Annotated in this window: 8 protein-coding genes; 6 read left to right on the plus strand and 2 right to left on the minus strand. The window is 74.3% G+C overall.

The window, feature by feature from the left end:
- Nucleotides 1–81: 81 nt before the first annotated feature.
- A complete protein-coding gene (locus tag ACIO5D_RS01495; protein ID WP_400793562.1) occupies nucleotides 82–4,764 on the minus strand; it encodes a tetratricopeptide repeat protein in 4,683 nt (1,560 codons plus the stop codon).
- 47 nt (nucleotides 4,765–4,811) lie between these two features.
- Nucleotides 4,812–5,129 carry a trypco2 family protein gene (locus ACIO5D_RS01500; RefSeq protein WP_400651824.1) on the minus strand — a complete coding sequence of 106 codons (318 nt, stop codon included), beginning with the start codon at nucleotides 5,127–5,129 and terminating at the stop codon, nucleotides 4,812–4,814.
- Between the two features lie 239 nt (nucleotides 5,130–5,368).
- Here ACIO5D_RS01500 and ACIO5D_RS01505 point away from each other — a divergent pair, with 239 nt between their 5' ends.
- The 6 genes from ACIO5D_RS01505 to ACIO5D_RS01530 all read left to right on the plus strand — a co-directional run bounded on the left by ACIO5D_RS01505 (nucleotide 5,369) and on the right by ACIO5D_RS01530 (nucleotide 12,233).
- Nucleotides 5,369–6,874, plus strand: a complete 1,506-nt coding sequence (locus ACIO5D_RS01505) for a PLP-dependent aminotransferase family protein (RefSeq protein ID WP_400758159.1) — start codon at nucleotides 5,369–5,371, stop codon at nucleotides 6,872–6,874.
- A gap of 194 nt (nucleotides 6,875–7,068) precedes the next feature.
- Nucleotides 7,069–7,578: a hypothetical protein gene (locus tag ACIO5D_RS01510; protein WP_363614500.1), complete on the plus strand. Its 510-nt coding sequence runs from the start codon at nucleotides 7,069–7,071 to the stop codon at nucleotides 7,576–7,578.
- A 103-nt stretch (nucleotides 7,579–7,681) separates the two neighbouring features.
- Complete coding sequence (locus ACIO5D_RS01515) at nucleotides 7,682–8,473, plus strand: DUF1963 domain-containing protein (RefSeq protein WP_363614498.1); 792 nt, start codon at nucleotides 7,682–7,684, stop codon at nucleotides 8,471–8,473.
- Between the two features lie 102 nt (nucleotides 8,474–8,575).
- Nucleotides 8,576–9,100, plus strand: coding sequence for a GNAT family N-acetyltransferase (locus ACIO5D_RS01520; protein WP_400793564.1), 525 nt, complete (start codon nucleotides 8,576–8,578; stop codon nucleotides 9,098–9,100).
- Nucleotides 9,101–9,810: 710 nt separating this feature from the next.
- On the plus strand, nucleotides 9,811–11,220 hold the full coding sequence (locus tag ACIO5D_RS01525; RefSeq protein WP_400793566.1) for a family 2B encapsulin nanocompartment shell protein: 1,410 nt from the start codon (nucleotides 9,811–9,813) through the stop codon (nucleotides 11,218–11,220).
- 149 nt (nucleotides 11,221–11,369) lie between these two features.
- A complete protein-coding gene (locus ACIO5D_RS01530) occupies nucleotides 11,370–12,233 on the plus strand; it encodes a hypothetical protein (RefSeq protein ID WP_400793568.1) in 864 nt (287 codons plus the stop codon).
- Nucleotides 12,234–12,283: the final 50 nt, after the last annotated feature.

Raw genomic sequence — 12,283 nt, forward strand, 5'->3', positions numbered from 1 at the left:
ACCTGATTGGCGTCCTAATCCGACCCCAATGCAGGAGCCGGACCGCTCGGGCCGTCATGCGGCTCCAGCTCCGAAGAGCCGCTACGTCGAACGCCTGATCAGTTTCGTTCGGGTCTCCAGGGCCAGCCGCTGTTGCCGCTCGACCAGCGTGGGTTCCGTGGCACCCAAACCGCGGAATACGGCCAGCGCCTCGTCCACGGCCGCCAGCGCTTCGGCCGACCGTGCTCCGGCGAGAAGCCGGGCCCTGGCGTACGCGAGCAGGGCGGCGCCGAAGTCGAGTTCGTGGGCGGCGGGGGCGGCGTCCCGGAGGCGGCGCCAGACCTCGACCGCCCGTTCGGTGGTCCCGGCGGCCTCGCCGTGCCGTCCGGCCCGGGCCAGGCAGAGGCCCAGGACCGGCAGTGCCCGCGCCAGGTCGGCCTCAAGGACGAGGGGGTCGGCCTCGTCCGGCGGGGTGAGCAGGGCGACGGCCTCCTGGGCGTACGTCAAGGCCTCCTCGGGCCACTCCGGTTCCTCCGCCAGGCACTGGGCGAGCCCGCTCAATGCCGAGGCCAGAATGGTCCGGTAGGGGGCGGGACCGGTCTCGGCGAGCGGTCGGGCGGCCCGCACCGCGCGTTCGAGGAGAGGCAGCGCGGCCGCCCGCTGTTCCAGCTCGGTCAGGATCACGCCGTGCACGCAGAGCGCGACGGACAGGAACGGGCCGTGTGCGGGATCGAGCCCGGCGAGAGCGTCACAGGCGTCCACCGACTCCTGGGCGGTCCTCACCGCCTCGTCCACCCGGCCCGCGCCGAAGAAGAGGAAGCCGAGCAGGACGAGGGCCAGGGCCGGGACGGGCTGGTGCGCCGTGCGGTCGGCTTCGGACAGTTCGCGCCAGAGACGGACGGCCTGCTTCATCGGGGGCAGCGCCTTGCCGCGCTGCCCGGCCTGCATCAGGTACTCGCCGAGGTTCCCCAACGACGCCGCGAGAGCGGCCCGGTGGGCCGGAGTGTCGGCGCGGGCCCGGATCCGGCGCCGGACGGTCACCGCCTTCCGGGCGGCGGCCAGCGCCTCGGCGTGCCGCTGGACCGATGCGAGCTGGCGTCCGAGCAGGTCGAGCGTCGCGGCCTGTTCCGGTTCGTGCGTCTGCGGATCGTCCTTCGCCAGCCGGTGGCGGAGCTTCGCGACCTCCTTGGTCACACCGGGCGCGTCGTGCCGTTGTCCCGCCAGGGTCAGCGCGCCGGAGAGCGAGCTGAGCCGGGAGGCCGACTCGGGCAGCCGGGCGAGGGGCGCGGCCGCGGCCACCTGCAACTCGACCGCCACCGCCTCCCGCACGATCGGCACGGCCTCCGGCAGCCGGCCCAAGTCCCGCAGGCACAGGACACGGTGGATCAGATACCGGGAGAGTGCGGGCCGGAACGCCCGGGGATTGGTACGGGCGAGACCGCGTGAGATCTCGACGGCCTCGGTGATCCCCGCCAGCGCCTCCTCGGCCCGGCCCAGTGCGCGAAGATGAACGCCGAGGTTGTTCAGGCACGCCGCGAGGTCGGGGCGGACGGCCTCGGAGTGCTTCGCCGGCCGCGACCGGTAGATCGTGACGGCCTCCTCGATCCTCTCCACGGCCTCCTGGTGTCGCCCGACGTCGTCCAACCGGCTTGCGAGTGTGGTCAGACCCATGGCCAGATCCATGGCGAAGACGCCGGGGGAGGCCTCGTCCAGTTCGCGGTAGATACCGGCCGCTTCCTCGGCCAGGGTGAGGGCGCCGTGCGGATCTCCGGTGTCCGCGAGCTGGTTGGCCTGCGTGTTCAGGCTCATGGCCAGCTCACCGCGGAACGCGTCGGGCTGGGCCTCGGCCAGGATCCGGTAGCGTGCGACGGATTCGCGGCCCGCTTCGACGGCCGCGTCGTGGTGCCCGAGGGCCGCCAGGTCGATGGCGAGTGTGTTGAGGGTCATGGCCAGCCCGGGGCCGAACGCGTTGGGGCGCCCTTCGGCGAGCCGGCGGCGGATGGCGGTGCTCTGCCGGACCGCCTCCAGGGCCTCCTCCCATCTCCCCATCTCGGACAGGCAGTTGGATCTCGTGTTCAGGCCGACGGCCAGGGCGGGGCGGAAGGTGTCGGGGTGTTCCTCGGCCAGCGGCCGCAGGATCTCCAGCGCCCGGTCGATCGTCTCCAGCGCCTCTTCCCGCTGCCCGGTGTCCAGGCAGTGGATGGCGAGGTTGTTCAGATCCAGCGCGAGGTTGGCCCGGGCCCCTTCCGCCCCGGACCGGACCAGTCCCTCCCGGATCCCGACGGCTTCCCTGCCGGTTTCCAGGGCGCCCGGTGCGTCGCCCAGTTGCCGCTGGGTGTCGGACAGGCTGTTGAGGCTCTGTACGTGGTTCGACAGGATGGCGTCGGACGAGATCCCGGTCGCGGCCAGCCGCCGGTGGATGCCGACGGCCTCGGTCGCCGCGGCGAGGGCTTCCCGCCGCCGCCCCAGCGCGCGAAGGCAGACGCCGGCGTTGTTCCAGGCGGCGGCCAGTTCGGTGCGGGCGGCAGCGGTCCGGGGCGACGCCGCCCGGCTGAGCAGACCGACGGCCTCCTCGGCCGCCGCCAGCGCCCGGTCCGGCTCTCCGACGTCCATCAGGCGCTTGGAGAGCTCACGCAGTCTGGTGGCGAACGCGACCGTACGGTCGGAACCGTCCACGCCGGAGGCGCGCTGTGCGGCGACGATCCGCTCCAGGAGACGCACGGCCAGGGGAGCGAGGTGGTAGGAGGACAGCGGAACGCGGTCGGCCAGCGACTCGAGGTCCGACAACGGGGTGTCGGGGTCGTCGGACAGCCGGTGCAGTGCGGTGAGCAGCGGTTCGGGTGCCTCGACCTGCGTGGCGACGTCGACGGCGGGCGGGCCCAGCAGGGCCGGACTGCCGGTGCACAGGTCGGTGATCAGACCGTCCAGCCGACCGCGGAGCGGCGGGTGTGCGCCGGCCCTGGTGAGCAGCGTCAGGAACCGGGCCGCCCGGGCCCGGTCCAGAGCGGGCACCAGACGGTGGGCGAGGGAGTGATCGGCCTGTACGCGCCGGCCCACGAGGTGCTCGGCGAGCCGGTCGGGCTGCAGGGCGCCCCAGGGGCCGGGGCCGGTCGGCGGGTAGGTCGCGGTGATCCACGACCGGACGGCCTCGCGGCGCTCCCCCTGGTCCGCGAGGCTCGGCACCCTCCGCAGGACCTCGGCCGCCTGCTCACGGTCGTCCGCTCCGACCAGCAGGGCCGCGGCCAGGGCGTCCTCGAGTGCCCCGTCCGTCAGCGGTGGCCGCAGCCGATGGGCGGTGGCGTTCCTCAGCCAGTACCGGCGCTCGTGCACGAGCATGCGCTCTTCGACGTCGGCCGCCTCCCCGGTCGTCGTCGGCGTCGGCGCGGCATCAGGAGGGTCGTCGGCGGAGTCCCGGACAGTGTCCAGCAGGTCGGCCAGCGCGGTCATCTGCAGCGTCAGGGCGTTGTCGAACCCCGCGCGGTCGAGGACGGGGACGGGCAGGGCGCGGGCCAGGGCCGGCCAGTCGGGCCGTTGATGTCCGCTGACACCGGGCAGCGCCGCCGCGAACGCCTCGGCCGCCCGCCGGTACGTCCGCGGGCGGTCGGCCGGCGCGGCTTCCAGCGGGGGGAGCCCGACCACCGGAGCGCCGTCGAGCAGTTCCTCGGCGATGCGATGGGCGGCCTTCGCGTTGTTCCACCAGTCCCCGGCGGTGCGGGAGAGCAGGAGCAGCCTGAACGGCGCGGCGTGCTCCTCGGCGGCCGCCAGCAGGGCGGACAGCTCGTCGAGGCGGGTCTCCGCGTAGTCCAGCACCACCAGCAGGGGGCCGGTGACCTCCCACAGCGCGGCCAGGTCCGTCGGTGCCGCGTTCGCCCGCGGCCACAGCACCGTCCAGCCTTCCGGGAGCGGCCGCCGGGCCAGCCGGCGGGCGAGTTCGTGCGCCACGCGGGTCTTGCCCTGCCCGCCGGGGCCGTGGAGCAGCCAGGCGCCGAAACCCGCCTGCTCGCACCAGGCGGTCAACCGGTGCAGGAGCTCCTCACGGCCGTGGAAGTCCACGACCTGCCGTTCGGCCGTCAGCAGGGCCGCGGGAGAGGCCAGTCCGCCGGCCGGCCTCGGCGGCTCCTTCTCGACCAGGTCCTGGAACTCCACCAGCCCCAGCGCCGTCGAGCCGGCGCCGTGCTCGTCCAACGCGGCGCGGAAGGTCGCGTCGTGGTGCAGCACATAGGCCGGCACCGCCCTCAGCGCCGAGTGCCCGTAGTACGCCATGTCACTGGCGACGACCCCGATCAGCATCCCGCCGCAGAACAGCGCCGCTCCCGACAGCCCGGCCCAGGGTGAGAGCCCCGCGCCGGTCGGCTCGGGCGGGTGGTCGTCCAGCCTGACGACGTAGTGGTTGCCGACGAAGCCGCTGCCCGGGTTGATCCTTCCGGTCTGCTGCCCGGCCTCCGTCGCCCTGCCGGGGCGCTGGGCCACGGCAGGGGTGCCCCAGGTCTCGCACTTCTGCCGTGGGCGCGAGGTGGCCAGGCGCCCCCAGCGGACCTTCGCGCCGCCGGGCGGGTACCACCGCCCGTCGTCCACGAGCACCAGCGCGGCGTCGTCGCGCTCCCCGGGCGTACCGCACCACACCACCACGCCGTCGTACAGCGGTTCTTCGCCCGGGCGGTACAGCCGCACCGTCGTGGCCCGGCCGACGACGTGTGCGGAGGTGAGCACCAGCCGCGGGCCGATGACATAGCCCGATCCGGGCCCGTCCGGGCCCTCCACCGTCACCACACGCTCGCGTTCCACCCCGACCCCTCCACCTGCTCGTCGCGTCCGTGTCCGCCGGTGCGGGGTCAGCCAGGAATGCGCCCGCCCACCGGCCCGGGACCCTTGGGGCGCTGGGCGGACCCGCGGATGATCACGTCCTGGTCGTCGGCGGTGCGCGGCGTCAGCGTGAAGGACACCCGGTGGGTGCGGCCGCGGGAGACCCCGGCCTCCGCCTCCGCCGTCACCGCCCACACCCGGAAGCCTCCCCTGGCCTTCGCGTCCGCGCGCAGCTCGACCTCGAACTCCATCTCCACCGGCCCCACCGCGAACGCGATGTCCTGGCCGATCCCGCGCGCCGCGGCCTCCAGCAGCTCATCGCGCACGGCCGCCACCGCGTCTGCCAACCCGATCTCCACGAGCCCCACCCCTTCGGCGATCACGACATCCCGGCGGAGGGCCTGCGCGCAGGTCCCGCCTCGAGCCCAACTCTCCCGGGCGGGCGAGATGCTACCGGCGCGGACCGGCCCGGGGGGAGGAATAGCGCAGGATCGGAACACGGTCTCTGCCCGGCCGAGCTGGTCCGCGCTCCACGGCCCGTATCGGCCGGCGGCCGGTCACGACCCGCCCGGTAGGGTACGTGATCATGACGGACACCCCGGTCGGGCACCCCCGGACGCACACCCGCCCGACCGGCGGCACTCCCCGGACCGGCACCGCGCCCAGGGCCGCCACCGCGCGCAAGACCGGCAGCGACCTGCACCTCGAACTCGCCGCCGGGGGCCGCCGCGCCGCGCTGATGGCCGCCCTGCGCGAGGCGATCCGCAGCGGCCGGCTCACCCCCGGCACCCGGCTGCCGCCCTACCGCTCGCTCGCCGCCGACCTCGGCATCGCCCGCAACACCGCCGCCGACGCGTACGCCGAACTGGTCGCCGAGGGCTGGCTCACCGCCCGCCAGGGCTCCGGCACCACCGTCGCCGAGCGCGCCGAGCCCGTCACCCCGGCCCGGACCCGCCGGCCGTCGCCGCCGCCCCGGCCCGCCCACGACCTGCGCCAGGGCCAGCCCGACGCGGCCTCCTTCCCCCGGGCCGACTGGCTCGCCGCCGGGCGCCGGGCCCTCACCGCCGCGCCCAACGAGGCCTTCGGGCCGGGCGACCCACAGGGCCGCCGCGAGCTGCGCGCCGTCCTCGCCGACTACCTGGCCCGCGCCCGGGGCGTGCGCACCGACCCGGACCGCATCGTCGTCTGCTCGGGCTTCGCCCACGCGCTGCGACTGCTCTTCGACGGCGCGGGGGCCGTGCTGCCGGGGCGGGTCGACGGGCCGCTGGCCGTCGAGGCGTACGGGCTCTCCTTCCACCGGGCGCTGCTGACCGCCGCCGGGGTGGCCACCGTGCCGCTGTCGCTGGACGAGAACGGCGCACGGGTCGGTGAACTGACGAACCGTCAGGATGTCGGGACGGCGCTGCTCACCCCCGCCCACCAGTTCCCGACCGGCGGGCCGCTGCACGCGGCCCGGCGCGCGGCGGTGGTGGACTGGGCACGCGGGCGCGGCGGTCTCGTCCTGGAGGACGACTACGACGGCGAGTTCCGCTACGACCGCCAGCCCGTCGGCGCCGTCCAGGGGCTGGACCCGGAGCGGGTCGTCTACCTCGGCACCGTCAGCAAGAGCCTCACCCCCGCCCTGCGCCTCGGCTGGATGGTGCTGCCCGAGCACCTGGTGGACCGGGTGCTCGCCGCCAAGGGGGAACGGGAGGCCTGGGCCAGCGCGCTGGACCAGCTCACGCTCGCCGAGTTCATCGACTCGGGCGGGTACGACCGGCACGTCCGGCGGATGCGCCGGCGCTACCGGGACCGCCGCGACCAACTGGTCGCGGCCCTCGCCGCCCGGGCCCCGCACATCGAGGTCTCCGGGATCGCGGCCGGTCTGCACGCGGTGCTCCGGCTCGCGCCCGGCACCGAGCGGTCGGTGCTCAAGGCCGCCGCCTACCGGGGGCTGGCCGTGGACGGCCTCGCGGACTACCGCCACCCGCTGGCCGACCCGGACACCACGCCCGCCGCGGACGGTCTGGTCGTGGGCTACGCCACCCCGCCCGACCACGCCTACCCGGCCGCCCTCGCCGCGCTGTGCGACATCCTGCCGCCGCCCGTCTGAGCCGGGGCCGGGCGCCCGCCGGCCCGGGTGGCGGCAGCCGTCCGGGTAGAGGCGGAGGGTAGGCGTCCGGACGGCGCGGCGGGAGGGCGGAGCGTACGCAATGGCCCGCCGCGTCCGCTCCGCTGTCATATGCCAGTACGGGCCGGGGCGGAGGCGGGCGCCGCAGGCGGCACCGCGCCCTACGCTCCATGGTCATGCGCAGAACACATGTGAGCCGCTTCGGACTTGCCGCGATCCTGGCCCTCGTGGTCGGTCTGCTCTTCTCGGCCGCCCCGGCCCAGGCCGACACCCCGCTGCTCGCCGTCAGCGCCGACAGGGCGACGGCGACCCCGGGCTCCTCGGTCACCCTGACCCTGACCCTCACCAACCCCCACAACACCCCGGTGCAGTTCGTCTACCAGTCCATCCAGCCGACGTACGCGACCACCCAGCTCACCGGTCTCAAGTACGCGTTCTCGGCCTGCGGCGGCAACGTCAGCGCCTGTGACACCGGTGCCACCACCGGCATCGTCCACCACACCGTGCCCGTCGCGGCCGGCGGCAGCACCACCGTCACGCTGACCTACGCCATCGCCTCCGACTCGGCCTGCGGCTCCGGCGCACGGATCGACTTCTACACGTACATCTACTACGAGTACCAGTCCGGCGGTGCCAGCGACTCCGGCATCCTCAACGTCCCCGGCAACGAGGTCACCTGCTCCTGAGCCCCGCCCCCCTCGAACCCCCGTCAGGTGCCGGCCGCCCCCGTACCGGCACCTGACGGGCTGTCCGGGTGGATTGTCGGACCCGGATGGCAGGCTTGCGCCCATGGCCGAACCGCTGCTCACCGACCCCGCCGGGGCCCTGACGACCCCGATGCCGTACGCCGTGCACGCGGCGATCCGCGAGCGGGCCGACGAGCGGACCGCCCCGCTGGTGGACGGGCTGCTGCGACCCTCGCTCGCCCTGCACGCCGGTCCGCAGGGCCCCGAAGGCCCGCGGGCCGGGCACCTCGGCGGACGGCCCGTGCTGCCGGCGGGCACCGACTGGCCGGAGTCCGCCGGGCGGCCGATGCAACTGCTCGCCCGGCTCGACTGCGCCGCACTGGCCGAGGCCTTCCGCACCACCGGGCACGGCGGCCGGTGGCCGCTCCCCGCCGACGGGCTGCTGCTGTTCTTCCACGACGACCGCTTCGCCGACTTCAGCGGCCACGGCTGCCGCGTCCTGCGGGTGCCCGCCGACGCCCCGCCCGGGCCCGCCCCCGCGAGCGGGGCCGGCGCGTCCGTGCTGCCGGCCGTCGAGGTCCGGGCCCACTGGGCGCTCTCCGCGCCGTCCTACCAGGACCGCGAGCTGGAGAACCTCTTCCCGGACGACTTCATGATCGCCCTCGACCTCGCCGCCGACTTCCGCGACCACCTGCCCCGGCCCGACGTCCGGGTCCTCGGCTGGTGCGACACCGACACCGGCCGCCCCACCGGCCACCGCCCGCTGCTCCAGGTCGAGGGCTCGGCGGCGGGCGCGGACTGGGGCGAGACCGTCAACGTGTCGTTCTGGATCACCGACGAGGACCTGGCGGCGGGCCGCTTCGACCGCGTCCGGCAGGGCTTCGAGGTGGCTTGAGCCGTACCGGCCCGGTATGCCCCTACGCTGGTGGCTGATCGACTCCTCTGCGCATTCCACGTGCTGGGAGTATGCGATGGTCAAAGTCCTACGGGGGCAGGAATGTTCACTACCGAGCGGCTGACGATACGACTGTGGGCGCAGGAGGAGCGGGAACGGCATTTCGACATCTACTCCCGTTGGGAGGTGTCGCGTTGGCTCGGCAGCGCCCCCCGCGCGCTGGAGAACGTCGACGAGGCGGATGCCGTCATCGCCCGCTACCGCTCCTTCTCGGACGACCCGCGCTACGGTGTCTGGGCCGTCGAACGCAAGGACACGGGCGTGGTGGCCGGTACCGTCCTGCTGGTGCCGATCCCCGGCGGTGACGGCGAGGTCGAGGTCGGCTGGCACTTCCATCCGGACTCCTGGGGCCACGGTTTCGCCACCGAGGCCGCCTGCGGAGCCGTCGCCAAGGGCTTCACCGATGGCCTCGACACCGTCTACTCCCTGGTCCGCCCCGACAACCTGCCCTCCCTGGCCGTCTGCCGCCGCCTCGGCATGAGCCCGCTCGGCCGCACCGACCGCTGGTACGGCGTGGAGATGGAGGCGTTCCGCCTGGACCGGCCGGGCGGTCGGCCAAGCGCCTGACTTCACGGCTGACTGGCCTTGTCCCGCGCGCGAATCCCGGGTTGCACGGCCGGCCGCGTCGTTGGGTTCATGACTCCCGTCCCTTCCGTCGGGCGGGGGGGGGGCGACCGTGCGCCGCCCCGGGTACGAACCGGCCCTGCCCGAGCCGGACACCGCCCCCGTGGTGGGCCGCGTCGATGTCATCCGCCCGGTCCGTCGCGCGGTACGACGAACAGGCCACCCGGGACGGCCGGTTGCGGCCGCCCCATTCGAACAGCCGTCCTGGTCCGCCGGAGAGTCGGCGTTGGTCCGGGCGCCGTTCCGAGCGTCGGCCTGCGAGATGTGTGCATCTGTTCGAGAGTCGAACGAACGTTCCCTGGGTCCGTGGCCCCCCGGTGGGCCGCGGGCCTCGCCGTTTCGTCGTTCGAGCGGAAGGGGGCGTTCCGGCGCGCGGGCGATTCGCATGCACAGGGATTCGAAGATCTGTCTAGAGGAGGCCGAGGGATTCCAACCTCTTCATGGCCGATATTCACCCTATCGGGCGGCACCTTCTGCATGGACCGGTCCGGCGGGGCGTCTTTGATCTAGGGTTCCGGATGGGCCTTCGGAAACGGCGGCCACCCTGCGAATCTTCGCCAACTTCCCATTATCCACGCATATGTGACGACACGTCGCGGCTCGCGCCGGGGCGGGTCCGGCGCGACCTGACCAGATGAAGGAGAACCCTGCCGATGCCGGTGGACACCAGCTCGGAGTCACAGCAGGTGCCGCAGCAGTCGAGCCTCGCCACGGCCGCTGCCCGCAACCTCGCCACCACCACCAAGTCCGCACCCCAGATGCAGGAGATCACCTCCCGCTGGCTGCTCAAGGTGCTGCCCTGGGTGCAGGCTGCGGGTGGTGCCTACCGGGTGAACCGGCGGCTCACCTACACCGTCGGTGACGGCCGGATCGAGTTCATCAAGACCGGTTCCGAGGTCCGGGTCATCCCGCGCGAGCTGGGTGAACTCGCCCTGCTGCGCGGCTTCGAGGACGACGAGGTGCTGACCGCCCTCGCCGACCGCTGCGAGCAGCGGGACTTCGGGCCGGGCGAGGTGCTCGCCGAGGCGGGCGCGCCGGCCGACCGGATCTACCTCATCGCCCACGGCAAGATCAACAAGATCGGCACCGGCAAGTACGGCGACGACACCGTGGTCGGCGTCCTCGGTGACGGCGACCGCTTCGGCGAGACCGCGGTGCTCGACCCGGCCGCCGTCTGGGAGTTCACCGCCAAGACCGTCACCGCCGGTACCGTCCTCTCGCTGCCCCGGCGGCAGTTCCAGACCGTTCGGGACGGCTCCACGGCGCTCCAGGAGCACCTGCGTGAGTTCCTGACCCTGCCGCAGCAGGCCCAGAACGAGCGCGGCGAGGCCGAGATCGCGCTGTCGGCGGGCCACCACGGCGAGTACGAGCTGCCAGGCGCCTTCGTGGACTACGAGCTGAAGCCGCGCGAGTACGAGCTGAGCGTCGCGCAGACCGTGCTCAAGGTGCACACCAGGGTCGCCGACCTCTACAACCAGCCGATGAACCAGATCGAGCACCAGCTCCGGCTGACCATCGAGGCGCTGCGCGAGCGCCAGGAGCACGAGATCGTCAACAACCCGGAGTTCGGCCTGCTCAACAACGCCGACTTCGACCAGCGGATCCAGACCCACTCCGGTCCGCCCACCCCGGACGACCTCGACGAGCTGCTCAACCGCCGCCGTGACCCTGACTACCTGCTCGCCCACCCGCGCACCATCGCCGCCATCGGCCGTGAGCTGAACTCGCGCGGGCTCTACCCCCACCATGTCGACCTCGGCGGGCAGCAGGTGCCGGCGTGGCGCGGGGTGCCGATCCTGCCGTGCAACAAGATCCCGATCACCAAGGAGAACACCAGCTCGATCCTGGTGATCCGGACGGGCGAGGACAACCAGGGCGTCATCGGCCTGCACCAGACCGGGATCCCGGACGAGTACCAGCCGAGCCTCTCGGTCCGCTTCATGGGGATCAGCGAGAAGGCGATCATCTCCTACCTGGTCAGCGCCTACTACTCGGCCGCGATCCTGGTGCCCGACGCCGTCGGCGTGCTGGAGAACGTCGAGATCGCGCACGGCCGCGCCTGAGCGAGGCCGCGCCCGGACGGCCCGCCCCCGGAGGCGGGCCGTCCGGCGTCGGCTCTCCCCGTACCGGCCGACCCTCCTGAGAACGCGAGAGGTGTAGGGAGCCCATGCCGCAGCCCCAGCAGCCGACGGATACCGATGGGCGGTCAGCCGTGACCCGAGAGCTGACCTTCGCGAGGAGCGGCGGCGCTGCCGTCGGCGCTCCCGGGCGCGGAGTCCGGGTGGCCGGGGCGGCGGCCGGGGTGGCCGCGCTCTGCGCGCTGCTGAGCGGCGCGGCCGCCGCCCGGCCCGCCGGGCACCACGGCGGGGGGCGCCCGCACGGTCCGGTCGTCGTCGAGACCTGTGTCTCCGCCGGGACGGACGTCTCGGTTTCGGTCGGCAAGGGCGGCGTGGGTGTCGAGGTGGACGTCGACGTGGAGGTGGGCGTCTCCGTCGACCTCTCCGGGGTCCTGCACCATCCGCAGCCGCACCACCCCAAGCCCGACCACTCCGGCGGACACCACCACCACCCGTGTCCGAGCCCGACGCCGACTGTGACGCCCCGCCCCACGCCCACGCCGACGCCGAAGCCGACTGTGACGCCGACGCCGACACCCAGCTTCACGCCGACCCCGACTCCGACGCCGCCCCCCGTGCCGGTGCCGCCGCCCGCGCCCACACCCACGTCCGCACCCACTCCGCCGCCCGCGTCGCCCCGGCCGGAGCCCAAACCCGCGCCGACGCCGGACGTACGGCCGGCCGTACCGCCCCCGGCTCCCGCGCCCAGACCGCCCGCGCCGCCCGAACCGCCGGCGCCGACCGTCGCGCCGAGCCCGGCGGCCCCCAGCCCGGTGCGGGCGACACCCGCCGCGAAGCCGCTCCGGCTGCCGCCGGCCCCGCCCCCGCCCGCCCCGGAGCGTCGGCACGGCTCGTCGCCCACCCGGACGATGCTGCTGGTCACCGTGCCGGCCGTGCTCGCGGCAGCGGCTCTGCGCCCGCGCGGCGGGTCCGGACGCGGCGGCTCCGGCCGGTCCTGAGGCGGGCTTCCCCTGAGGTCGGCAGCTCCTGAAGTCGGCCACTGCCGAGG

Origin of the sequence: Kitasatospora sp. NPDC087315 (assembly GCF_044744345.1) — a bacterium.
Lineage (GTDB): Bacteria > Actinomycetota > Actinomycetes > Streptomycetales > Streptomycetaceae > Kitasatospora.

Coding starts and splice junctions, on each gene's coding strand:
- ACIO5D_RS01505 (WP_400758159.1), top strand. CDS start 5,369: ATGACGGACACCCCGGTCGGGCACCCCCGGACGCACACCCGCCCGACC.
- ACIO5D_RS01510 (WP_363614500.1), top strand. CDS start 7,069: ATGCGCAGAACACATGTGAGCCGCTTCGGACTTGCCGCGATCCTGGCC.
- ACIO5D_RS01515 (WP_363614498.1), top strand. CDS start 7,682: ATGGCCGAACCGCTGCTCACCGACCCCGCCGGGGCCCTGACGACCCCG.
- ACIO5D_RS01520 (WP_400793564.1), top strand. CDS start 8,576: ATGTTCACTACCGAGCGGCTGACGATACGACTGTGGGCGCAGGAGGAG.
- ACIO5D_RS01525 (WP_400793566.1), top strand. CDS start 9,811: ATGCCGGTGGACACCAGCTCGGAGTCACAGCAGGTGCCGCAGCAGTCG.